20 protein-coding genes and 1 tRNA gene are annotated in these 23,497 nt (G+C 72.4%); 12 read left to right on the forward strand and 9 right to left on the reverse strand.

Annotation, left to right across the window (positions count from 1 at the left end; all coding sequences use genetic code 11):
• Window positions 1-55: 55 nt before the first annotated feature.
• Genes CRYAR_RS25030 through CRYAR_RS25050 form a run of 5 tightly spaced genes read right to left on the reverse strand, consistent with a single transcriptional unit; the run spans window position 56 to window position 6,073 of the window.
• Window positions 56-1,282 carry a helix-turn-helix domain-containing protein gene (locus tag CRYAR_RS25030; RefSeq protein WP_035855570.1) on the reverse strand — a complete coding sequence of 409 codons (1,227 nt, stop codon included), beginning with the start codon at window positions 1,280-1,282 and terminating at the stop codon, window positions 56-58.
• Window positions 1,283-1,318: 36 nt separating this feature from the next.
• The gene (locus CRYAR_RS25035) at window positions 1,319-2,458 is read right to left on the reverse strand and encodes a vWA domain-containing protein (RefSeq protein ID WP_051570923.1); all 1,140 of its coding nucleotides are present in this window, start codon (window positions 2,456-2,458) and stop codon (window positions 1,319-1,321) included.
• Window positions 2,455-3,324, reverse strand: coding sequence for an AAA family ATPase (locus tag CRYAR_RS25040; RefSeq protein ID WP_035855572.1), 870 nt, complete (start codon window positions 3,322-3,324; stop codon window positions 2,455-2,457). The genes CRYAR_RS25035 and CRYAR_RS25040 overlap by 4 nt, the downstream gene beginning before the upstream one ends.
• 44 nt (window positions 3,325-3,368) lie before the next feature.
• On the reverse strand, window positions 3,369-4,430 hold the full coding sequence (locus CRYAR_RS25045) for a CDP-glycerol--glycerophosphate glycerophosphotransferase (protein WP_035855573.1): 1,062 nt from the start codon (window positions 4,428-4,430) through the stop codon (window positions 3,369-3,371).
• A 53-nt stretch (window positions 4,431-4,483) separates the two neighbouring features.
• Entirely contained in the window at window positions 4,484-6,073 is a 1,590-nt protein-coding gene (locus CRYAR_RS25050) for a methyl-accepting chemotaxis protein (protein WP_063725933.1), read from the reverse strand.
• 121 nt (window positions 6,074-6,194) lie between these two features.
• On the opposite strand from CRYAR_RS25050, the gene CRYAR_RS25055 reads away from it, so the two are divergent.
• The 4 genes from CRYAR_RS25055 to nrfD are packed head-to-tail and all read left to right on the forward strand — an operon-like array spanning window position 6,195 to window position 12,037.
• Window positions 6,195-6,908, forward strand: coding sequence for a GAF and ANTAR domain-containing protein (locus CRYAR_RS25055; protein ID WP_051570924.1), 714 nt, complete (start codon window positions 6,195-6,197; stop codon window positions 6,906-6,908).
• A 28-nt stretch (window positions 6,909-6,936) separates the two neighbouring features.
• On the forward strand, window positions 6,937-10,200 hold the full coding sequence (gene fdh / locus CRYAR_RS25065; protein ID WP_281174626.1) for a formate dehydrogenase: 3,264 nt from the start codon (window positions 6,937-6,939) through the stop codon (window positions 10,198-10,200).
• Window positions 10,197-11,105 carry a 4Fe-4S dicluster domain-containing protein gene (locus CRYAR_RS25070; RefSeq protein ID WP_035855582.1) on the forward strand — a complete coding sequence of 303 codons (909 nt, stop codon included), beginning with the start codon at window positions 10,197-10,199 and terminating at the stop codon, window positions 11,103-11,105. Before fdh ends, CRYAR_RS25070 begins: the two co-directional genes overlap by 4 nt.
• On the forward strand, window positions 11,102-12,037 hold the full coding sequence (gene nrfD, locus CRYAR_RS25075) for an NrfD/PsrC family molybdoenzyme membrane anchor subunit (RefSeq protein ID WP_035855583.1): 936 nt from the start codon (window positions 11,102-11,104) through the stop codon (window positions 12,035-12,037). Before CRYAR_RS25070 ends, nrfD begins: the two co-directional genes overlap by 4 nt.
• Here nrfD and selD read toward each other — a convergent pair.
• Window positions 12,018-13,010 carry a selenide, water dikinase SelD gene (selD, locus tag CRYAR_RS25080; RefSeq protein ID WP_035855584.1) on the reverse strand — a complete coding sequence of 331 codons (993 nt, stop codon included), beginning with the start codon at window positions 13,008-13,010 and terminating at the stop codon, window positions 12,018-12,020. The genes nrfD and selD overlap by 20 nt on opposite strands.
• Before the next feature lie 59 nt (window positions 13,011-13,069).
• Between selD and CRYAR_RS25085 the strand changes: the two genes are divergently transcribed.
• From CRYAR_RS25085 to CRYAR_RS25105, 5 genes are all read left to right on the forward strand, one after another.
• Window positions 13,070-13,750, forward strand: coding sequence for an NADPH-dependent F420 reductase (locus tag CRYAR_RS25085; RefSeq protein ID WP_035855585.1), 681 nt, complete (start codon window positions 13,070-13,072; stop codon window positions 13,748-13,750).
• Between the two features lie 8 nt (window positions 13,751-13,758).
• Window positions 13,759-13,854 (forward strand) — tRNA-Sec (locus tag CRYAR_RS25090).
• A gap of 38 nt (window positions 13,855-13,892) precedes the next feature.
• Window positions 13,893-15,212, forward strand: coding sequence for an L-seryl-tRNA(Sec) selenium transferase (gene selA / locus CRYAR_RS25095; RefSeq protein ID WP_035855586.1), 1,320 nt, complete (start codon window positions 13,893-13,895; stop codon window positions 15,210-15,212).
• On the forward strand, window positions 15,200-17,113 hold the full coding sequence (selB, locus tag CRYAR_RS25100) for a selenocysteine-specific translation elongation factor (RefSeq protein ID WP_035855588.1): 1,914 nt from the start codon (window positions 15,200-15,202) through the stop codon (window positions 17,111-17,113). Before selA ends, selB begins: the two co-directional genes overlap by 13 nt.
• A 64-nt stretch (window positions 17,114-17,177) precedes the next feature.
• On the forward strand, window positions 17,178-17,405 hold the full coding sequence (locus CRYAR_RS25105; protein ID WP_035855591.1) for a hypothetical protein: 228 nt from the start codon (window positions 17,178-17,180) through the stop codon (window positions 17,403-17,405).
• A gap of 1 nt (window position 17,406) precedes the next feature.
• On the opposite strand, the gene CRYAR_RS25110 is transcribed toward CRYAR_RS25105, so the two are convergent.
• On the reverse strand, window positions 17,407-17,817 hold the full coding sequence (locus tag CRYAR_RS25110; protein WP_035855592.1) for a rhodanese-like domain-containing protein: 411 nt from the start codon (window positions 17,815-17,817) through the stop codon (window positions 17,407-17,409).
• Window positions 17,818-17,916: 99 nt separating this feature from the next.
• Here CRYAR_RS25110 and CRYAR_RS25115 point away from each other — a divergent pair, with 99 nt between their 5' ends.
• Window positions 17,917-18,690, forward strand: coding sequence for a GntR family transcriptional regulator (locus CRYAR_RS25115; RefSeq protein ID WP_051570925.1), 774 nt, complete (start codon window positions 17,917-17,919; stop codon window positions 18,688-18,690).
• On the opposite strand, the gene CRYAR_RS25120 is transcribed toward CRYAR_RS25115, so the two are convergent.
• Both CRYAR_RS25120 and iolC read right to left on the reverse strand, forming a co-directional pair.
• The gene (locus CRYAR_RS25120; protein ID WP_051570926.1) at window positions 18,680-19,591 is read right to left on the reverse strand and encodes a Cgl0159 family (beta/alpha)8-fold protein; all 912 of its coding nucleotides are present in this window, start codon (window positions 19,589-19,591) and stop codon (window positions 18,680-18,682) included. The two genes, CRYAR_RS25115 and CRYAR_RS25120, sit on opposite strands and share 11 nt — an antisense overlap.
• Window positions 19,578-20,513 (reverse strand): 5-dehydro-2-deoxygluconokinase, encoded by a 936-nt coding sequence (iolC, locus tag CRYAR_RS25125; RefSeq protein ID WP_035866276.1) that lies wholly within the window; start codon window positions 20,511-20,513, stop codon window positions 19,578-19,580. Before iolC ends, CRYAR_RS25120 begins: the two co-directional genes overlap by 14 nt.
• 148 nt (window positions 20,514-20,661) lie before the next feature.
• Here iolC and CRYAR_RS25130 point away from each other — a divergent pair, with 148 nt between their 5' ends.
• Window positions 20,662-22,539, forward strand: a complete 1,878-nt coding sequence (locus tag CRYAR_RS25130) for a TRAFs-binding domain-containing protein (protein WP_035855593.1) — start codon at window positions 20,662-20,664, stop codon at window positions 22,537-22,539.
• A gap of 38 nt (window positions 22,540-22,577) precedes the next feature.
• Window positions 22,578-23,486, forward strand: a complete 909-nt coding sequence (locus CRYAR_RS25135; RefSeq protein WP_035855594.1) for a DUF4231 domain-containing protein — start codon at window positions 22,578-22,580, stop codon at window positions 23,484-23,486.
• Window positions 23,487-23,497 lie beyond the last annotated feature (11 nt).

Below are 23,497 nucleotides of genomic sequence, written 5' to 3' on the forward strand. Positions count from 1 at the left end.
TGGTGCGCATCACCCTAGGCACCGCGCGGTTGGCGGAAGGTTGGTAACAGTGTGACTACCGGCTCGCGACCGCCTGCCGCGCCTTGAGCAGCGGAATCGCCGGGTGCGGCGGCTCGAGCCGGTGCAGGCACGCGTCGACGACCTCCTGGTCGTAGGGCGCGAGCTCCTCGCTGTAGCGCAGCACGGCGTCGGGGCGCGGATCGGCGAGCAGGGCCTCGCGCAACGCGACCGCGACGTAGTCGGCGAGCTCGGAGAGCGCCGGGGAGTTCGTCCCCGGCAGCAGGTCTCCTCCGTACGCGTCGACGGCGGCCGAGACGTGGCCGGCGCGGATCAGCGAGAGCACGTGCTGGACGTCGGTCGCGGCCGGCATGAGCAGCCGGTACGGCCGGGACGCCAGCTGGCCGCCGAGCGCCCGGCGCAGGTGGCTGACCTCGGACTTCAGCGTCGAGAACGTGACGGCCTGGTCGCCGTAGACCATCGCGTGCAGCTGTTCGAGCGAGAGCCCCTCGGGGTGCAGGGCCAGCAGCGCGAGCACCTCGGTCTGGCGGCGGTTGAGCAGGAGCCGGTAGCCGTCGAGCCGGGTCTCGGCCGTGCCGAGCAGGGTCATGACCAGGCCGGGATCGTCGGTCTCGGGCTGCGCGGTCGGGTGCGACACCGAGTACGGGATGGCGGTCTCGATCAGCCGGGCCATCACCCGCGCGGTGGCCAGCCCGATCGGGTGCGTGCGGTCCCAGCTCGTCGAGAGGTCGAGCACCCCGAGCCGGCGGCCGGTGACCGGGTCGTGCACCGGCGCCGCCCAGCACACCCAGTCGGCGATCGTGCGCGCGTAGTGCTCGGCGCTGAACACCATCGACGGCGCGTCCATGCGGTTGGCCAGGTCGAGCGCGTTGGTGCCGACCGACTCGTCGTCCCAGCGGGCGCCGCGGACGAACGCCACCTGCTCGGCCTTGTTGCGCATGACCCGGCCACCGTAGGTCCACAGGATGCGGGTGTCGGCGTCGGTCACCGCGATCACCAGGTCGCCGTCCTCGGCGGTGCGGCGCAGCTCCGACTCGACCGACTCGACCGCGGCCTGCAGCGGCGTGTCCTGCCAGACCGCGTCGGTCTCGGACTCGTCGGTCATCGGCGCGGACTCGACCTCGGTGGAGACCTGGGCCTGCTGCGAGCGACCCCAGCTCAGCAGGATCTCCGGGCGCACTTCGGCCGCGACGTCACCGTGCTCGGTGAACATCGTCCATGCGCACATGGCTTCCACCCGGCGCGCCTGCAGGTCGTCTGCCATCCGGAACTCCAGTGTCCGCAGATCGGCCCACCGTAACTACGCGCGCGCGACGACGTCCAGCAACTCGGCGAACGCGGCCAGTGAGTGGCCGGCGACGAAGTCGTCGACATGTGGCAAAGCCGCTTGAATGCCCCCTTGGACCGGGGCGTAGCGCGGCTTGCCCCGGTGCGGGTTGACCCAGACGACCCGGTGCGCGATCCGGCGCAGCCGCGCCATCTGCTCACCGAGCAGCGCCGCGTCGCCCCGCTCCCAGCCGTCGGAGAACACGACGACGACCGCGCCCCTGGCCACTCCCCGGCGCCCCCAGCGGTCGAGGAACACCTTCAGCGTCTCGCCCAGCCGGGTGCCGCCGGACCAGTCCGGCACGGCCTCCCCGGCGGCGATCAGCGCCCGCTCGGCGTCGCGGGCACGCATCGCCCTGGTCAGCCGGGTCAGCCTGGTGCCGAGCGTGAACGTGTCGACCCCGGGGCCGCCGGTGCCGATGCGGTGGGCCAGGCGCAGCAGGGCGTCGGCGTAGGCGTTCATCGAGCCGGACACGTCGACGAGCAGCACCACCGGGCGCGGCCGGAGGGCGCGGCGGCGCCACTCGAGCTCGGCCGGCTCGCCCATCCGGCGCAGGCTGGAGCGCAGCGTGCGTGACGCGTCGAGGCTGCCGCGGTGCCAGGGACGCAGCCGCCCGGAACGGCGCACCGGCAGCCGGACGTCGAGCGTCGCGAACATCGCGGCCAAGCGAGCCTTCTCGTTGGCGCTGAGCAGCGCGATGTCCCGGTTGCGGAGCACCTCGGCGGCGCTGGCCTTCGCCTGCACGACGTCCTCGTCGGCGGCGTCGCCGGCACCCGCGGACTCGTTCTCGGGCAACGGCGAGTACGACGTGGTGGCGCTGGGCGGGGCCTGGCGACGCCGGGGCAGGCCGGCGCGGGGGTCGAAGTAGGCCTCGTAGACCTGGTCGTAGCGCTCGAGGTCGGCCGGGGAGCCGCAGAGTGTCGCCCGGCCGGCGTAGTAGGTGGCCCGCGCCTCCCCGGCCCCGGCCAGCGACGCGGCCTCGAGGAACGCCGACGCCCGGTCGTGGGTGACCGGCACCCCGGCGGCCCGGAGCGCGACCGTGAAGCCGAGCAGGATCTCGTCGGCGTCCCGTGGCGTCGTGGCCAGATCGGCGATCGCCGACAACTCCGTCATGCCGCGAGCAGGCGGTCCAGCGCGTGGCGCACCTTCTCGGCGTCCTCGCGGTACTTCACCAGCGCGCCGAGCGTGCTCGCCGCGGCCTCGAGGTCGAGCGTGGCGACGCCGAGCAGGTGCAGGGCGCGGGCCCAGTCGAGCGTCTCGGCCACGCCGGGCGGCTTCTGCAGATCGATCTCGCGCAGGGCCTGCACGACGGTGACCACCTGGCGGTTGAGCGCGGCCGAGACCTCCGGCGCCCGCGAGCGGACGATCTCGATCTCCCGGTCCATGCCCGGGTGGTCGATCCAGTGGTAGAGACAGCGCCGCTTGAGCGCGTCGTGCAGTTCCCGGGTGCGGTTGGACGTCAGCAGCACGATCGGCGGCGTCTCGGCGGTGACCGTGCCGAACTCCGGGATGCTCACCTGATAGGTGGAGAGCACCTCGAGCAGGAACGCCTCGAACTCGTCGTCGGCACGGTCGATCTCGTCGACGAGCAGCACGGCCGGCGCAGCGCGCAGCGCGGCCAGCACCGGACGGGCCAGCAGGAAACGCTCGTCGTAGAGCGACTTCTCGGCCTGCTCGGCGTCGACGCCGCCGGAGGCCTCGAGCGTGCGCAGGTGCAGGATCTGCCGGGGGAAGTCCCAGTCGTAGAGCGCCTGAGTGGCGTCGATGCCCTCGTAGCACTGCAGCCGGATCAGCGGCAGCGCGAGCGTCCGGGCGATCGCCTCGGCCAGCGCGGTCTTGCCGGTGCCCGGTTCGCCCTCCAGCAGCAGGGGCCGCCGCATCCCGAGCGCCAGGAACGTGACGGTGGCCAGGGCATCGTCGCACAGGTAGCCGGTCTCGCCGAGGCGGGCGGAGATGTCAGCGGCCGAACGGAGCTCCATGCTCCGAAGGCTACGTGGCGCGACGTTGGCCCGCGGTTGGCCGGTCAACCCAGCAGCGCGAGGACCCGGTCGGTGGCGTGACCGTCTTCGGCGTGACCGAACGTGGCCCGGAACCGCTCGTAGGCCGGCCGGTACGCCGCGACGACCGGGTCGAGGTCGGCCAGGGCGGCGAGCACCTGCTCCTCGGTACCCAGCACCGGGCCGGGCGGGTCCTCGGTCAGGTCGAAGTAGAACCCGCGCAGGCGGTCGCGGTAGTCGTCGAGGTCGTAGGCGTAGAACAGGATCGGCTTGCCGGTGACGGCGAAGTCGAACATCGTCGACGAGTAGTCGGTGACCATCACGTCGGCGGCCAGGTACAGCTCGGCGACGTCCGGGTAGTCGGACACGTCGACGAGCGGGCCGCCGTCCGCCGGGGCCAGGCGGTGGGTGACCAGGCTGTGGGTGCGCAGCAGGAGCGCGTGGTCGGGGCCGAGCGCGGCGGCGAAGCGGGCCGGGTCGATGGCCAGCGAGAAATCGGGGCCGTCGCCGCCGAACACCTGGTCGTCGCGCCAGGTCGGCGTGTAGAGAACCGCGGTGGTGGAATCGGCGATCCCCAGCGCGGCACGTACCTCCGACCGGACCTTGCTCGCGGCCGGTGCGTTGAGCACGTCGTTGCGCGGGTAGCCGGTCTCGTGGATCGGTCCGGTGAACTCGAACGCGCGACGCAGCCGGGGCGTGCTCACCCGGTTGGGCGAGAGCAGGTGGTCCCAGCGGGCGACGTCCTCGCTGAGGCGGTCCAGCCGTCCCGGCGGCGCCCACAGCACGTCGCGGTGGATGCGCTTGAGCGGTGTCCCGTGCCAGGTCTGCAGGTAGACGGTGCCGGGCCGCTTCTCCCAGTCCAGCGCGATGTGATCGTCGGAGATCACCAGGTCGGCGCCTTCCAGCGCGGCCACGCACTCCTCGCCGCCGAACGGCACGGTCGGCACCCCGGCGGGGAAGTCACCGAGCCGGGCCGGGGCGGCGAGCCACAGGTTCTCCCAGTCCGGCCGACTGCGCCGGACGCCCTCGAAGAGCGCCCGCGGGTTGCTGCTGTACCGCCCGGAGAACGAGGTGTAGACGACGCGCACTGAGAGCTCCCGACCCGGACCGTTTGGACCACTTGCTACCCCCATCCTGGCCGTCAGTAACGCAGACCGCCCAAACTGGTACGCACCGCGGCGGCGATCCCGGTGAGCCGCTCGGCGGTGTCGGCCGCGGTGGCCGCGCCGCGGGTGGTCTGCGCGGCGACGTCGGCGACGCCGGAGACGTTGTCGCTGATGTCGCGCGAACGGGTCGCAACCTCGTTGACGTTGCGGCTCATCTCGGTCGTCGTCGCCGACTGTTCCTCCACCGCGGCGGCGATCGTGCTCTGGGCGTCGTTGATCCGGTTGATGACGTCGGTGATCTCGGCGATCGCCTCCACGGCCGCGGCCGAGTCGCGCTGGATCGCCGCGACCCGGCCGGCGATGTCCTCGGTCGCCCTGGCGGTCTCCTGCGCGAGGTCCTTGACCTCGTTGGCCACGACCGCGAACCCCTTGCCGGCCTCCCCGGCCCTGGCCGCCTCGATCGTCGCGTTCAGCGCCAGCAGGTTGGTCTGCTCGGCGATCGAGGTGATCAGCCGGACGACCGTGTTGATCTCCTCGGAGGAATCGCCGAGCCGGCGCAGGACCGCCTCGGTGTGGGCGGCCGACTGCACGGCCTGCGACGCGACCGACGCCGCCTCGGTGGTGTTGCGGGCGATCTCGCCGATCGACGCGCCGATCTCGTCGGAGCCGGCCGCGACCGTGAGGATGTTCTGGGTGATCGTCGCGGACGCGTCGGACGCGGTCCCGGCCCGGGCGGCGGACTCGTCGGCGTTGCCGCGCAGCTGGGAGGCGACGCCGTTCAGCTCCTCGGACGCACCGGCCAGCGCGGTCACGTTGCTGTCGACGTCACGCAGCACCGCGCCGAGACGTTCGGTGGCGGTGTCGAGCGCCGCGCTCATCCGGCCGACCTCGTCCCGGCCGGCGACGTCGGTGCGCTGGTCCAGCCGGCCCTCGGCCATGCTCTCCAGCACCGCGACCGTGCGCCCCAGCCGCGCCGCGATCGAGCGTCCGACCAGCAGCGCGAGCGAGACCCCCAGCACGATGCCGAGCGCGATCAGGCCGGTGATCAGCAGCCGGGCCGACCCGTATGCGCTCTTCGCGGCGTTCATCGAGGCCGCGCCGGCGTCGTCCTCGATCGTCTTGAGGTCGGCCAGCGCGGCGGTCATCGCGTCGACGAGCGGCGTGGCCTTGGCGTTGCGCACCGCGACGAACGTCTGGTCGTCGTTCGCCATCGCCAGCGGTACGAGCTCGGTGTCACGGACCGTGCGGTACGACGCCAGCGCGGCCGCGAACCGGTCGCGCGCCTCCTCCCGGCCGGTCATGTCGGTCGCGACGTAGGCCTTCCACTGCGTGTCCAGGTCGGCGTCGGCCGTCTGCATCCGGGTCTTCGCGGTCGCGAGGTCGGCCGGCCGGGTCGCGATCAGGAGGTTCAGCACCTGCACCCGGATCTCGCCGACGTCCGCCTCGACGTCGCCGAGTTCGGCCACCGCCTGCAGCGAGTCGCGGTAGAGGCCCTGGATCCGGTCCTGGGCCCCACCGAGCTTGGACAGCCCCACGCTGCCGACCACCAGCAGCAACGCGCAGACCACCGAGACGACGAGCAGCAGCTTGCGGGACACCGGCAAGTCCGAGAAGACGCGCCGCACGAATTCCACCTCCGGCTCTCGTTCTTCCGTGACATCGGCGGCCCCGGCGCGCGGATGAGACGAACGCGACGAGCACCCGGGGCAGCTGCACCCTGGGACCGGGTGGGGAAAGATGGCAGCCATGGACCTGACGCCGGACCAGATTCGTGAGATCACCGCCCTCGGAGGGCTGGTCCTCGGCCAGGACGACCTGGTCGGCACGCTGCAGGAGATCACCAGGATCGCCTGCCGGCTGGTGCCCGGCGGCGAGGCCTGCTCGATCACCACGTTCCAGGACGGCCGGCCCGCCGCGCCGGCGTTCAGCGACGACTGGGCCAGGGAACTGGACGAGCTGCAGTTCACCGAGCGGGAAGGGCCCTGCCTGGACGCCAGCCGCACCGGGAACGTGTTCCGCAGCCGCGACCTGGCCGGTGAGGGCCGCTGGCCCGCCTACGCCGAGCGGGCCGCCGCCAACGGCGCCCGCAGCTCGCTGTCGGTTCCGCTGCACAGCGACGGCGTGACGTTCGGCGCGCTGAACATCTACTCCCGCAAGCCCGACGCGTTCTCCGGCGAGGCGGTCGCGCTCGGGCAGGTGCTCGCAGGGCTGGCCGGGCAGGCCAGCCAGGTCGCCGCCGCGTTCTTCCACCACCGCGATCTGGCCGAGCAGATGCGCGACGCGATGCGGTCCCGCTCGGTGATCGACCAGGCGATCGGCGTCCTGATAGCGCAGCGGAAAATCACCCCGGACGCGGCCTTCGACGTCCTCCGCGAGACGTCCCAACACTTGAACGTCAAACTGCGGCTCGTCGCGCGGGACGTCGTCGAAACCGGCGAACTTCCCTCCCGACGCGTTTAGGTCGCTTCCGCGGTGGCATGCTGGCGCGGTGGGCGTGCGCACCTGGATCGAGAGCTGGCCGGTCTACCGGCAGCTCACCGGAACCGACCCGTTGGGTCGCGGCGCCGCCACCCAGTCGGAACGCTCGGCGACGCTGACCCCGCGCACCACCGGGGCCGACCGCGTCGCGCACTCGGTCTGCCCATACTGCGCGGTCGGCTGCGCCCAGAACGTGTACGTCACCGACGACCGGGTCGTGCAGATCGAGGGCAACCCCGACTCGCCGCACAGCCGCGGGCGGCTCTGCCCGAAGGGCTCGGCCAGCAAGCAGCTGGTGACCGGCCCGCACCGCGAGCAGAAGGTGCTCTACCGCGCGCCGTACGCCACCGACTGGACCGAGCTCGAACTCGAGACCGCGATGGACATGGTCACCGACCGGTTCCTCGACGCTCGCGCGCGCGGCTGGCAGGACACCGACGAGAACGGCAACGTCGTCCGCCGGACCCTCGGCCTGGCCAGCCTCGGCGGCGCCACCCTGGACAACGAAGAGAACTACCTGATCAATAAGCTGTTCACGGCGGCCGGCGCGATCCAGATCGAGAACCAGGCCCGTATTTGACACTCCTCCACGGTTCCCGGTCTGGGGACCTCCTTCGGGCGCGGCGGCGCGACGAACACGCAGCAGGACCTGGCGAACGCTGACTGCATCGTCATCATGGGCTCGAACATGGCCGAGGCCCACCCGGTGGGTTTCCAGTGGGTGATCGAGGCCAAGAAGCGCGGCGCGCGGATCATCCACGTCGACCCGCGGTTCACCCGGACGAGCGCGCTGGCGCACCAGTACGTCTCGCTGCGCGCCGGGAGCGACGTCGTGTTCCTGGGCGGCGTGATCAACTACATCCTGAGCAACAACAAGGACTTCCGGGAGTACGTCGCGGCGTACACGAACGCGTCCTACCTGGTCGATGAGGAGTTCCAGGACACCGACGACCTCGACGGGCTGTTCAGCGGCTACGACCCGGCGACGGCCAGCTACGACATGACGTCCTGGCAGTACCAGGGCGCGGAGAAGTCCACCGAGAAGAAGCGGCAGAGCACCTCCGAGGCCAAGGAGCAGGCCACCGGGCTGCAGCACGAGTCAGGGGGCGCTCCGCTGCGGGGGCCGACCCATCCGCCGTCCGACCCGTCGCTGCAGGATCCGAACTGCGTCTTCCAGGTGCTCAAGCGGCACTTCGCGCGGTACACGCCGGAGCAGGTCGAGGAGATCTGCGGCGTCTCCCAGCGGGAGTTCCTGGACGTCTGCGAGGCGTGGACGGCGAACTCGGGGCGCGAGCGCACCACCGCGGTGGTCTACGCGGTGGGCTGGACCCAGCACACGCTCGGCGTGCAATTCATCCGGGCCTCGGCCATCATCCAGCTGCTGCTGGGCAACATGGGCCGGCCCGGCGGGGGCATCATGGCGATGCGCGGGCACGCCAGCATCCAGGGCTCCACCGACATCCCGACGCTGTTCAACCTGCTGCCGGGCTACCTGCCGATGCCCAGCGCGTCGACGCACACGGATCTCGCGACGTTCGTCGACGACATCGTCGGCGACAAGCAAAAAGGCTTCTGGGCCCACGCCGACGCGTACATTGTGTCGCTACTCAAGGAGTACTGGGGCGCGGCCGCGACGGCGGAGAACGACTACTGCTACGACTACCTCCCCCGGCTCACCGGCGACCACGGCACCTACCGCACGGCGATGGACATGGTGGACGGCAAGATCAGCGGGTACTTCCTGCTGGGCCAGAACCCAGCGGTCGGCTCCGCGCACGGCAAGCTCCAGCGTCTCGGGATGGCCAACCTGGACTGGCTGGTCGTCCGCGACCTCGCGATGATCGAGAGCGCCACGTTCTGGAAGGACTCGCCGGAGGTCGAGACCGGCGAGATCGTGCCGGAGGAGTGCCGCACCGAGGTGTTCTTCTTCCCCGCCGCGGCGCACACCGAGAAAGAAGGAACGTTCACCCAGACGCAACGCCTGCTGCAGTGGCGCGAGAAGGCGGTGTCGCCGCAGGGCGACCAGCGCTCCGAGCTGTGGTTCTTCTACCACCTGGGCCGGCGGTTGAAGGAGCGGCTGGCCGGCTCCACCGACCCGCGCGACCGCCCGCTGCAGGATCTGAACTGGAACTACGGCCTACGCGGCGACGAACCCGACGCCGAGTCGGTGCTCAAGGCGATCAACGGCTACGACCTGCGCACCGGTGAGCTGCTCGGCGGGTACACCGAGTTGAAGGCCGACGGCTCGACCGCGTGCGGGTGCTGGATCTACTCCGGGGTGTACGCCGGCGGTGTGAACCGGGCCGACCGTCGCGAGCCCAAGAGCGAGCACGAGTGGGGCTGGGCGTGGCCGGCCGACCGGCGCATCCTCTACAACCGCGCGTCGGCCGACCCCGAGGGACGCCCGTGGAGCGAGCGGAAGAAGTACGTCTGGTGGGACGAGGAGAAGGGCGAGTGGACCGGGAAGGACGTCCCGGACTTCGAAAAGACGAAGCCGCCGTCCTACCGGGCGCCGGACGGCGCGATCGGCGTCGACGCACTGCAGGGTGACGACCCGTTCATCATGCAGGCCGACGGGAAGGGCTGGCTGTTCGCGCCGAGCGGTCTGCAGGACGGGCCGCTGCCGACGCACTACGAGCCGCACGAGTCGCCGTTCGCCAACGCGCTGTACCACCAGGCCGCCAACCCGACCCGGAAGGTGTACGGCCGGGCCGACAACCCGTCCGACCCGTCGCCGCCCGAGCGGGGCTCCGAGGTGTTCCCGTTCGTGCTCACGACGTCGCGGCTGACCGAGCACCACACGGCCGGCGGGATGAGCCGCACGCTGCCGTACCTGGCGGAACTGCAGCCGGCGCTGACCGTCGAGGTCTCCCCCGCGCTCGCGGCCGAACGAGGGCTCGAGCACCTGGGCTGGGCCACGGTCGTGACGTCCCGGGCCGCGATCGAGGCCCGGGTGCTGGTGACCGAGCGGATGCGGCCGCTGCGTGTGCTCGACCGCACCGTGCACCAGGTCTGGCTGCCGTACCACTGGGGCAGCGCCGGGCTGGTCACCGGCGACTCGACGAACGACCTGTTCGGGGTGGCGCTGGACCCGAACGTGCTGATCCAGGAGACGAAGGTCGCGACCTGCGACGTGCGGCCGGGACGACGTCCCCGGGGCCCGGAACTGCTCGAGTTCGTGCGTGGGTACCGGGCTCGCGCGGGCATCACGGTCGAGACCGGAACGCACGTCCAGACCGGTGGTCCGGCTCATGTGGAGGAGGGCGAGCGGTGAACAGCTTCTACGGTCCGCTGGAGAATCCCGCCGCCGACGCGGGGTACGTCCAGCCGCCACCGCGTAAGGGATTCTTCACCGACACGTCGGTGTGCATCGGCTGCAAGGCGTGCGAGGTCGCCTGCAAGGAGTGGAACGGCGTCCCCGACGACGGGTTCAACCTGCTCGGCATGTCGTTCGACAACACCGGTGAGCTCGGCGCGAACACCTGGCGGCACGTCGCCTTCATCGAGCAGGCTCCCCCGGCCGCGCGCGAACCGGTGGAGCGCGGGCCGGTCGACATCGGCATGCCGGGGTCCGCGCTGCCGGGCGCGGGGTCCGGGGAGGAATCGCGGCAGGACTTCCGCTGGCTGATGTCGTCGGACGTCTGCAAGCACTGCACCCACGCCGGGTGCCTGGACGTCTGCCCGACCGGCGCGCTGTTCCGCACCGAGTTCGGCACGGTCGTCGTCCAGCAGGACATCTGCAACGGCTGCGGGTACTGCGTCTCCGGCTGCCCGTACGGGGTCATCGACCGCCGCGAGGACGACGGGCGCGCCTGGAAGTGCACGCTCTGTTACGACCGGCTGCGCGACGGCCAGGAGCCCGCGTGCGCGAAGGCCTGCCCCACCGACTCGATCCAATACGGCGACCTCGACGAACTGCGGGCCCGGGCCGCCGCGCGCCTCGAGGACCTGCACGCGGACGGCGTCGAGCAGGCGCGGTTGTACGGCGAGAGCCCCGACGACGGGGTGGGCGGCGACGGCGCGTTCTTCCTGCTGCTCGACGAGCCCGAGGTGTACGGCCTGCCACCGGACCCGCGCGTGCCGACCCGGGACGCCGGCCGGATGTGGGCGGCCGCGGGGCTGGCCGGGCTGAGCATGGTCGCCGGTGCGGTCGCCGCCTTCGTGGGGAGCCGGCGGTGAAGACCCGGGAACCGGAGTTCTCGTCGTACTACGGCCGGCAGATCCTGAAGACGCCGGTCTGGAAGGACGACATCGCCTACTACTTCTTCCTCGGCGGGCTCTCGGCCGGCTCGGCGCTGCTGGCCGCCGGGGGTGACCTCACCGGGCGGCCGGCGCTGCGGCGCGGCGGACGGCTCGGCGGGCTCCTCGCGCTCAGCGCGGGGACGTACTACCTGATCGTCGACCTGGGGCGGCCGGAGCGGTTCCACCACATGCTGCGGGTGGCGAAGCCGACGTCGCCGATGAGCATGGGCACGTGGGCGCTGTCGGTGTACGGCGGCGCGCTGGGGGCGGCCGCGGCGGCGGAGCTGGTGCCGCGGCGGTGGCGTCGGCTGCACCGGCTCGCGCACCGGGCCGCCCGGCCGGCGGGGCTGGCGGCGGCCGCGGTGGCGCCCGCGGTGGCCTCCTACACCGCGGTGCTGATCTCGCACACCGCGGTGCCGTTCTGGAACGCCGCGAAGGACGAGTTGCCGTTCGTGTTCGTCGGGAGCGCGGCGGCGAGTGGCGCCGGGCTCGGGTTGATCCTCGCTCCGCGTGCGCAGGCGTCGCCCGCGCGACGCCTGGCCGTCATCGGGGCCGGGATCGAGCTGCTCGCCTCGCACCGGATGGAGGGGCGGCTCGGGCTGATCGGGGACGTGCTGCACGAGGAGAAGCCGCGGCGGTACCTCACCGCGGCGAAGTGGCTCACGGCCGGCGGCGCGGTGGGCGCCGCGCTGTTCGCGCGTCGCTCACGCACCGCGGCCGTGGTGTCGGGGGTGGCGCTGCTGGCCGGGAGCCTCGGTCAGCGCCTGGGCATCTTCCACGCCGGGGTGGAATCCACCAAGGACCCGAAGTACGTGGTGGTCCCCCAGCGCGAACGCCTGGCCCGCGGGGTCACCGAACCCGCACCGTGACGCCGGGCTCGGCGGGCAGCAGGCGGCCGATCACCGGGTAGCCGGGGAGTTCACCGGCGACCAGGAGGCCACCGGAGGTCTGGGCGTCGGCCAGCAGCAGGGCCTCGTCCTCGGAGACCGCGCCGGCGTCGAGGTGGGGGCGCACCCAGTCGAGGTTGCGCCGGGTGCCGCCGCTGACGAAGCCGTCGCGCAACGCCTCGCGGGCGCCGTCCAGGTAGGGCACCGCGGCGGCCTCGAGCTCGGCGGTGACGCCGCTGGCCCGCGCCAGCTTGTGCAGGTGACCGAGCAGCCCGAACCCGGTCACGTCGGTGGCGGCCTTCGCCCCGGCCTCGAGCGCGGCCAGCGACGCCTTGTCGTTGAGGGTCGTCATCGCGTCGATGGCCTGCGGGAACACGTCGCCGGTCTGCTTGTGGCGAGAGTTCAGGACGCCGATGCCGAGCGGCTTGGTGAGCGTGAGCGGCACCCCGGGCGCTCCGGCGTCGTTGCGCAGCAGCCGGTCGGGGTCGACCAGCCCGGTCACCGCCATCCCGTACTTCGGCTCCGGATCGTCGACGCTGTGCCCGCCGGCGACGTGGCACCCGGCCGCGCGGCCCACGTCCAGCCCGCCGCGCAGCACCTCGCGCACCAGCTCGAACGGCAGCACGTCGCGCGGCCACCCGAGGAGGTTCACCGCGACGACCGGCGACCCGCCCATCGCGTACACGTCCGACAACGCGTTCGTCGCGGCGATCCGGCCCCAGTCGTACGGGTCGTCGACGACCGGCGTGAAGAAGTCCGCGGTGACCACGACCGCGCCGGCCGGGGTGCGTACCACCGCGGCGTCGTCGCCGTCGTCGAGCCCGACGAGCAGCTCGTGCTCCGACGGCACGTCGTCGCCGATCAGGCCCTTCACCGCGTCCTCGAGCTCACCGGGCGGGATCTTGCAGGCACAGCCGCCGCCGTGGGCGTACTGGGTCAACCGGAACGTGGTCATCACACAACCTATCCAGCTCGTAGGGAATGTCGGTCGGCCCCGCGCGGTTGGCGACAGGCATGACGACGATCGGATTCATCGGGAGCGGAAACATCGGCGGCACCCTGGCCCGGCTGGCCGTCGGCGCCGGTCACGACGTGGTGCTCAGCAACAGCCGCGGGCCGGAGACGCTGACCTCGCTGGTGTCCGAGCTCGGGCCGCGGGCCCGGGCGGCGACCGCGGCGTCCGCCGCCGAGGCCGGTGAGATCGTCGTCGTGACGGTCCCGTTGAAGGCGTACCGCGCGGTGCCGGTGGAACCGCTGCGGGGCAAGGTCGTCATCGACACCGACAACTACTACCCCGATCGCGACGGACGATTCGCGGAGCTCGACGACGAATCGACGACGACGAGCGAGCTGCTCCAGGCCCACCTGCCCGAGTCGCACGTGGTGAAGGCGTTCAACAACATCTACGTCACGCACCTGGCCGGGCTGGCCGGTCAGCCCGACCGCACGACGCTGCCGATCGCCGGGGACGACGCCGGCGCCAAGGCGACCGTCACCGCGTTCCTCGACTCGATCGGGTACGACGCGTACGACGCCGGGCCGCTCGCCGAGGGCTGGCGCTTCCAGCGCGACACCGCCGCGTACGTGCTCCCCTACGCCGGGCCCGAGGCGGACTTCACCGGCGGCGGCTACCGGGTCACCGCGGACGTGGTGAAGGCCAAGCTGGCCGAGGCGGTACGGTACCGGGACCAGTAGGTCTCCGGGGAGACGTTCGGGTGGCTGGTGCCCCCCGCGGTCTTCAAAACCGTAGTGGCCGAGGATCTCGGTCAGGCGGGTTCGATTCCCGTCCGTCTCCGCCATCCCGCCCGTCACCCGCGCGGCGGCCTAGAGTTCCGGTATGGATCCCCGGCGTCTGATCCCACGCACCGACGTGGCGCTGGCCGACCCGCGGCTGGCCGGCGACCTGGCCCGGCTCGGGCGCGCCCGGGTGAAGGCCGCCGTCGTCGAAGCGCAGGCCCGCGCGCGAGCCGGGACGCTGGCGCCCGACGAGGTCGTCGCGGCGGCGGCGGCGAGCCTGCCCCGGCGGGCCACGTCGCTGCGCCCGGTGCTCAACGCGACCGGCGTCGTGCTCCACACGAACCTCGGCCGGGCCGCGCTGTCCGACGCCGCGGTGGAGGCGCTGGGGGCGGCGGCCGGCGCGACCGACGTCGAGATGGACCTGGGGACCGGGCGGCGGGCCGCACGGGGACGGGCGACGCTGGCCGCGCTCGCCGCGGCGGTGCCCGACGCGGGCGGTGTGCACGTCGTGAACAACGGTGCGGCGGCGCTGGTGCTCGCGGCCACCGCGCTGGCCGCCGGGCGCGAGATCGTGGTCAGCCGGGGCGAGCTGGTCGAGATCGGGGACGGGTTCCGCCTTCCCGACCTGCTGGAGTCCACCGGCGCGCGGCTGCGTGAGGTGGGCACGACCAACCGCACCACGCTCGCCGACTACCGGGCCGCGATCGGTCCGGACACCGGGTTCGTGCTGAAGGTCCACCCGTCGAACTTCGTGGTCACCGGGTTCACCGCCGACGTCGCGGTGGCGTCGCTGGCGACGCTCGACGCGCCGGTCGTCGTCGACATCGGGTCGGGGCTGCTGGCGCCCTCGGAGGTACTGCCGGACGAGCCCGACGCGGCCACCGCGCTGCGTGCCGGGGCCGCCCTGGTCACCGCGAGCGGCGACAAGCTGCTCGGCGGACCGCAGGCGGGGCTGCTGCTCGGCACGGCCCCGCTGGTGGAGCGGCTACGGCGGCACCCGCTGGCCCGCGCGCTGCGGGTGGACAAGCTGACGCTGGCCGCGCTGGAGGCCACGCTCACCGGTCCGGACACGCCGACGCGGGTGGCGCTGGAGGCGGACGTGCCGTCGCTGCGTGAACGCTGCCGCGCGCTGGCGGCGGCGCTGCGGGCCGAGGGCGTCGCGGCCGACGCGGAGCCGAGCGACGGGGTGGTGGGTGGGGGCGGTGCGCCCGGGGTGGTGCTGCCCTCGTACGCGGTGACGCTGCCGGAGAGCTGGGCGGCGGCGCTGCGGGCGGGAGATCCGCCGGTGGTGGGCCGGGTGGAGCGGGGGGCGCTCCGGCTGGACCTGCGGTGCGTACCGCCGTCGGCCGACGCCTCGCTGCTGGCCGCCGTGCTCGACGCCGCCAGGAGTCCGGGCGGGGACGACGGATGCACGTCGTAGCCACGGCGGGGCACGTGGACCACGGGAAGTCGACGCTGGTCCGGGCCCTGACCGGGATGGAGCCCGACCGGTGGGCCGAGGAGCGCCGCCGGGGCATGACGATCGACCTCGGGTTCGCCTGGACGAGGTTGCCCGGCGGCGCCGAGGTGGCGTTCGTGGACGTGCCCGGACACGAGCGCTTCGTGCCGAACATGCTGGCGGGGGTCGGCCCGGTCCCGGCCGCGATGCTCGTCGTGGCCGCGGACTCCGGGTGGATGCCGCAGACCGCGGAGCACGTGGCGGCGCTGGACGCGCTCGGGGTCTCCCACGCGCTGCTGGCGGTGACGCGTTCGGACCTCGCCGATCCCGCGCCCGCGATCGCCACGGTACGCGACCGGCTCCGCGGGACCTCGCTCGACGGGCTGCCCGCGGTGGCGGTGAGCGGCGCGACCGGCGACGGGCTCGGCGCGCTGCGATCGCGGCTCGAGGAGCTGGTCGCGCGGTTGCCGGCCCCCGACGTCACCGCACCCGTGCGGCTGTGGGTGGACCGGTCGTTCACGATCCGCGGCAGCGGCACCGTGGTGACCGGCACGCTCAGTGCGGGCACCCTCCGCGTCGGTGACGAACTCACGCTCGGCGGGCGACGCGTGCACGTGCGCGGCCTGCAGGCGCTCGGCGTCGCCCACGACACCGTGGCCGCGGTGGCCCGGGTCGCCGTGAACCTGCGCAACGTCGACCGCGACGACGTCCACCGCGGCGACGCTCTCCGGACGCCGGGGGCGTGGACCTCCACCGGGCTCGTGGACGTCCGGGTCGACGGCGACGACCTCGACTCGGCCCCCACCACCCTCACCCTGCACGTCGGCTCGGCCGCCGTCCCGGTACGGGTCCGCCCGCTGCGCGGCCCTTCCGTTCCCCCGCCCGAGCCGGCGCCCGGCGCCGGAAGCGGCACGACGGCCGGATCCGGGTCCGCCGGTGGAAATTCTCCGGCGCGTCCGCCCGGAGGTCACGGGCAGTTCGCACGGCTCGCGCTGGCGGCGCCGCTGCCGCTGGTGGCGTCGGACCGGGCGCTGCTCCGCGACCCCGGTGCTCACCGGGTGATCGGGCGGATCACCGTTCTGGACACCGATCCTCCTCCCCTCACCCGCCGCGGCGCCGCGGCCGCCCGCGCCACCGCTCTGGCCGCCGTGAGCGGCGCTGCCGCCACCCAGGGCCGGGCCGGGAACGGCGCGGAGCAACTCGGACACCGGCTGTTGCGCGCGCGCACGGCACTGCGCGCCGCGGAGCTGCGTGGCCTCGGCGCCCTCCCGCCCCCCGACGCCCTCCGCGCCGGCGACTGGCTCCTCGACGCCGGCCACGCCACCGACCTGCGTGAACGACTCGCCGCCCTGCTCGCCGAGCACCGGGGCTCCGCCCGCCTCGACGCCGGCCCCACCGTCGAGGCGGCCCGGAACGCGCTCGATCTCCCCGATCGTGTCCTCCTGCTGGCTCTCGTCCAGCCGCCGCTCACCGTCCGCGACGGCCGGGTCGTCGACCGCGACGCTCCCCCGGCCCTGCCCGCCGCGGTCACCACGGCCCTCGAAACGCTCGCCGACGAGTTCGCCGCCCACCCGTTCCGCGCCCCGGAGGCCAACCGGCTCACCGCGCTCGGGCTCGGGCCGCGGGAGCTCGCCGCCGCCGAGCGGGCCGGGGCGGTGCTCCGCCTCGGCGACAACGTCGTCCTGCGGCCCGGCGCCGACGACCACGCGGTCCGGGTGCTGGACACGCTGGATCAGCCGTTCACCACGAGCCAGGCCCGACAGGCCCTGGACACCAGCCGCCGGGTGGTGCTCCCGCTGCTCGCGCTGCTCGATCGCCAGCTCCGCACCCGCCGGTTCCCCGACGACCGGCGCGAGGTCACGAGCACGTCGAACGCGCCCTGATACACGTCGAGACGAGGTTCACGATTCCCGCCGAACCCGGCCGCCGTCACTTACCGTGATCGGTATGGCTCCCCGCTTAACCGTCGCCGAGTTCGTGCGTGAGGTCCTCGACCAGCGCACCCCGCTGTTCTACGCGATCGCCGTGGTCCTCGGCGCCAGCCGGGCCGGCGACGTCTACGCGGCCACCGCGAACGTCCCCGAGGCGCTGCTGCTCGGCTCCGTGCTCGGCGGCGCGCTGTTCGTCCTCATGTGCGCGGTCACCTGGTTCGTACTCCGCATCCGCGGCGCCTGAGTCACCGCCGGACGTCGGCCGGACCCGTGGACACCGGCAGCCCGGCCCGCACCCACGCCTCGAACCCGCCGATCATGTCGGTCGCCCGCCACAGGCCCACCTCACGCAGGCTGGCCGCGGCCAGCCCGGAGCTGTATCCCTGCCGGCAGACGACCACCACCTCCAGGTCGTAGCTCACCGCCTCGGGAATGTTCACCCCGCTGGACGGGTCGAGCCGCCACTCCAGCACGGTCCGGTCGATCACGATCGCCCCGGGGAGCTCGCCCGCCTCGGCCCGCTGCGTCTCGGTGCGGGTGTCGACGAGCAGCGCGCCCCGCTCGGCGGCCGCACGCGCCTGCGCCGGTGTCACGCGGTGGAGCCCGGCGCGGGCCTTGGCGAGCACGGCCTCGACACCGCGCGGGGAATCCGGCACGACGCCTATCCTGCCTCACCGGCGAAGTACGGCGGACCGGCCAACGCATCCTGAGAATGTCCTAAACTGCTGACAAAAATCAGCTGGAGGGGCCAGGACATGGCAGCCGCTATCGACGGAACGCCGACGGCGCTCCCGGAGGACCTGTTCCTGGACGTCGACCGCTCCAGCGCGATCCCGCTCTACTTCCAGATCGCGACCCGCATCGAGCAGGCGATCGTCGACGGCCGGCTCGCTCCCGGCGCCCGGCTGGAGAACGAGGTCACGCTCGGGCAGCGGCTGAACATGTCCCGGCCGACGATCCGCCGCGCGATGCAGGAGCTGGTCAACAAGGGTCTGCTGGTGCGCCGCCGCGGCATCGGTACCCAGGTGGTGCACGGGCCGGTCACCCGCAAGGTCGAGCTGACCAGCCTCTACGACGACCTCGACCGGGGCGGTCAGCACCCGGCCACGAACCTGCTCGCGCACGAGATCGTGCCCGCCGACGACGTCGTGGCCGACCGGCTCTCGATCTCCGCGGGCGAGCCGGTGCTGCACGTCCGGCGGCTGCGCCTGTCCGACGGCGTCCCGCTGGCCGTGATGGAGAACTACCTGCCCGAGGACTACACCGACCTCACCGCCGACGCGCTGGCCAGCCGGGGGCTCTACCAGCTGCTGCGAGGCCGCGGGACGCAGATCCGGGTCGCGCAGCAGCGGATCGGCGCCCGCGCGGCCACGGCCGAGGAGAGCCGGCTGCTGGAGATCAAACGCAGCGGACCGGTGCTGACGATGGACCGCACGGCCTACGACACGTTCGGCAAGGCCGTCGAGTACGGGCACCACTGCTACCGCCCGGACAACTACGCGTTCGAGATCACGCTCGTCAACAACTGACCCCGTCGTGCACCAGCGCGGCGGCGACGTCGACCGCCCGGGTCACGTCGCCGTCGGGGGGATAGAGCAAGGTCCGGCCGACGACCAGGCCGTGGACGCCGGGGAGGGCCAGCGCACGGCCCCAGGAGGCGTAGGTGGCCTCGGGGTCGCCACCGCCCTCGCCGCCGAGCAGCAGCGTCGGGAGCGTCGCGGCTTCCAGCACGCGCTCCATGTCGTCGACGACGGGCAGTTTGAGCCAGCTGTAGGCGGACGAGCCGCCGAGCCCGGACGCGATCGCGACCGACGTGATCACCGCGTCCGTGGACAGGTCGTTGACGACGCGGTCGCCCTGCCGGACGCTGCGGAACGGCTCGAGCAGGAGCGGCAGCCGGGCGGCGGCCGCGGCCGTCACCGCGTGCGCGGTCGCTTCCAGCGTGCGGGCGGTGCCCGCGTCCGCGAGATCGATGCGGACGAGCAGCTTCGCGGCGTCGAGCCCGGCCGACACCATCGAGCCGACGTCGTGGCCGGTGAACCGGTCGTCCATCTCGAACACCGCGCCGCGTAGCCCCCCGCGGTTCATCGAGCCCACCGCGATCTTGCCGTCCAGCGCGCCGAGCAGCGCGAGGTCGTCGAGGACGTCGGGGGTGCCGAGCACGCCGTCGACGCCCGGCCGCGAGAGCGCGAGCACGAGGCGGCGCAACAGGTCGTAGCGGTTTCCCATCGCCATCGGGTCGGGGCCGACGCCCAGCGCACCCCGGGCCGGGTGGTCGGCCGCGACGATGAACAGCCGCCCGTCACCACGCACCAGCGGACGGCGCGCGCGGGCCGCGAAGGCGGCGGCGATCGCGTCGGGGTTCTCGAACCGGGTCCGGCGCAGCCGCCCGAAGTCGACGGCCGGAGCGGCCAGGTCAGGCCGGGACATGCTGCTCCACTTCGGCGGTGGTGGGCATCGCCGTGGAGCACTCGCGCCGGCCGGCCACGATCGCGCCGGCGACGTTCGCGAACCGCACGGTGCGCTCCAGCGACCAGCCCGCGAGCAGACCGTGGACGAGCGCGCCACCGAACCCGTCGCCGGCGCCGAGCCCGTTGACCACGTCGACGGGGTGCGGCGGCACCTCGACGCTCTCCTCGCGGGTCCTGGCCAGCACCCCGCGTGGACCCTGCTTGACGACCGCGAGCTCGATCCCCCGTTCCAGCAGCGCGTCGGCGGCGCGGTCCGGGTCGGTCTCGCCGACCGCGACCTCGCACTCCTCGCGGTTGCCGACCGCGGCCGTGACCTGCTCCAGCGCCTTCCCGACCTCGTCGCGGGCCGACTCCGGGGACGGCCAGAACATCGGGCGCCAGTCCAGGTCGAGCACGGTGAGCGGCGCCCGGCCGCGGGCCTGCCAGGCCGCGTGGTGGGTGGCCCGGCTCGGCTCGCGGGAGAGGCCGGTGACCGTGGCCCAGAAGACCCGCGCGTCCGCGACCGCGGCCTCGTCGACCGCGTCGATCATCAGGTCGGGCGCCACCGGCTCGCGGTAGAAGTAGAGCGGGAAGTGGTCCGGCGGGAAGATCTCGCAGAACGTGATCGGCGTCTTGAGGTGGCCGACCGTCGCCACCCAGCGATCGTCGACGCCGAGGCGGGTCAGCTCGCGGTGGGCGTACCGCCCGAACGGGTCGTCACCGACCGCGGTGATCACCACGGTCTTCCGGCCGTGGCGCGCGGCCGCGATCGCCACGTTCGTCGCGCTGCCGCCGAGGTACTTGCCGAACGTCTCGACGTCCTCGAGGCCGACACCGTCCTGCAGCGGATAGAGGTCGACGCCGATCCGGCCGATCGTGATCAGGTCGTACGGTGCGGACATCCCGGAGACCACCCTTCGTCTTTTTGTCAGGACAAACTATCAATGCCCGTAGGTGCCGACAAGGGGTCATGCGCTTGTTCCATTCCGTGACACTGGCTATCGTCGGTCCACAGTTGAGTCAGGGGTGGGCTGACTTGAGGGGGAACCGATGATCGTCGTGTTCGGCGGGCGCCGGACCAGCGGAGACAGGGGCGACTTCCCGGTCGCTCACGTCGACTACGTCGAGGAGCGCGTCAGGCGCCTGCTCACCGGACTCCAACCGGCCCACCTGATCGGCTCCGCCGCGGCCGGCAGCGACCTGATCTTTCTCCGGGCCGCGCTCGAACTGGGCATTCCGGCAACCGTCGTCCTGGCCGGCGACCAATCGACGTTCGCCGAGAAGAGCGTCGCCGACCAACCGGGATGGAAATCCGTGTTCGATCGGATCCTCGCATCCCGGCGGATCACCGTCCAGGAGACCGACCCGGCACGGTCGGATGACGAGACCTACCGCGCCGTGAACACGCAAATCGTCACAACGGCGTTGGCCATGAAGGATTCCCAGGCGGGCACGCAGATTCTCGGTGTACTGGTGAGCGCCGGAGGCACTAACCACACCGAAGATCTGGCCGAGGAACTCCGCGGAAATTCGATCGACGTACTCCGCGTCGACCCGTCGATTGATCGGAACGACACTCCGCTCGCCTTCGTCGCGATGCCTTTCGGAAACAAACTCGATCCCGACCGGCCGCACGAGAACTACCAGTCGAACGCCACCTGGGAACGTCTGCTGTTCCCAGCACTGACTGATGCCGGCTACCGAGCGGTGCGCGCGGACTCGAACCCGCAGCCCGCGGTCATCGACGCTCAAATGATCCGCGATCTGCTCCGCGCCGATCTGGTCGTCGCCGACCTCGCGACGCTCAACCCGAACGTGCTCTGGGAACTGGGGGTTCGGCACACCGCGCAGCGTCGGGGAACGATGGTGATCCACTCCCGGTACGCGCCGATTCCCTTCGATCTCAAGGGCATCTCGATTCGGCTGTACGAGCGCGCGATGGAGGCGATCACCGACCGACAGGTGTTGGACGGGCTGCGTGAGTTCCGCCAGGCGCTAACCGCGATTGCCGAGCACCGGAGCGACCTGGCACACACCGATAGCCCGGTCCACAGCACGGTTCCGACGTTGCGCGTCACCGGCTTGCCGGCGGCCGACAGCCGGAACGTCGACCTCACCGAGATGGTCAACGTCGCCCACGATCTTTCCGACATACCCGGACTGGTCCGAGCGGCGGAGGCGGCCAAGAACGCGGACATCGCCCAACACAACAGGGCCGCGCTCCAGCTGAAGGCGGCGGTTCTGATCGAGAAAGCGCGACCGGCGGCAGCGCTCACCATCTTGGAACCTCTCGCCATCGACGACAAGCACCACGACAACGAACGCCTGCAGCAGACGTACGTGCACGCCTTAGTGCGAGCCGAGCGGAGACCGGAGGACCTGGAGGCCGCGGGAGAACGACTCGCGGACCTCAACCGACGCCACCCGGGGTCAGCCGAGACGCTCGGGCTCATCGGAAGTGTCGCCAAAGTGCGCGCCACCCAGCACTTGGGGACCGGCCGGAACGCCCTTCGGGAGTTGCGGCGCGCCGCCAACGCCTATCAGCAGGGTTTTCTCCTGGTTCCGACCGACTACTATCCCGGCGTCAACGCGGTGACGCTCCTGCGCGTCCTCGCGGGCCATGCCGTCCACTCCGAGACCGCGGATCGGGACCGCACGGCGACCCTCCGCCTGCTGCCGGTCGTGCGTTTCATGGCTGAGCGCGCGTCGGCGACAGACATCTGGGCCCAGGCGACTCTCGCCGAACTAGCGCTGCAGGAGCACCTCCTCGGCAACCTTCCGCTCGGTAGAGCCACCGACCTGTACGCGTCGGCCGCCGCCGAGGCGACCGAGCAACAACGGACGAGCATGGCACGTCAGTTGCAGATGCTGCTCGCTTGGGGAGACCAGGCCGAGGTGATCAATCCTCTACTCGAGGTGATCACCTGATCTACTGTGGTGAGAGGCACCCGGGGACAAGGGGATTCGTGGGTCCGTTTCCTGAAGGTTCCGATCACTGGCTCACGGACGAGCACCTTCCGGGGTTGTTCCGGGCCGCTGATCGCGCGGCGACGGTGGGGCAGCGACACACGCTGATGTGGAATCAGGTGCGGCTCGCCGGCGCGGTGGTGGCGGCGGTCGGCGGGGCGTTCAGTTTCATGGCCGGGCGGTTCGACCTGTGGGGATTCGTCGGTCTCGCGGGCTTCGTGGCGGCGCTCGTGGCTGAGCTGGTGATGCTCGCGCAGCGCCCTGAGCAGGAGTGGTACGCCGGGCGCGCGATCGCGGAGTCGGCAAAGACGCTCGCCTGGAAATTCGCGGTCCGCGGCGCGCCGTTCGACGACTCGCTCCCCGATCGGGACGCGCGTTTGCTGCTGGCCGAACGGCTGCGTGAGATCACGGCCAAGGCGCAAGGGCGGGTCACCGTGCCCACCGGTCCGCACGCGCTCGTCACCGAAACCATGTTGGCGTTACGCGAGCAGGACCTGCCCACGCGCCGGGCGATCTACCTGCGTCACCGGGTGGACGACCAGCGTGCCTGGTACGAGCGTAAAGCCGAGGCTCACCGCCGCCGCGGCTCCTGGTGGCAGCTCACTCTCGTCGCGGGTGAGGTCGCGGCCATCCTGATCGCGGCCGGGCGCGCTTTTGGCATCTGGAAGGCCGACTGGTCCGGGATCATGGCCGCGCTGGTGGCGGCCGCCGCGGCCTGGCTGGTGCTCAAACAGCACTCGTCGCTCGCGTCGGCGTATGCGGTGACCACCAACGAGCTGGGCCTGGCCGCCGAGCAGCTGTCGACGGCGTCCGACCAGGACTGGCCCCAGGCGGTGGCCGACGCCGAAGAGGCCATCAGCCGCGAGCACACCATGTGGCTGGCCTCACGCAACGACCACAGCCACTAGATCGTGTCCTG

It is taken from the genome of Cryptosporangium arvum DSM 44712, assembly GCF_000585375.1.
Classification (GTDB): domain Bacteria; phylum Actinomycetota; class Actinomycetes; order Mycobacteriales; family Cryptosporangiaceae; genus Cryptosporangium; species Cryptosporangium arvum.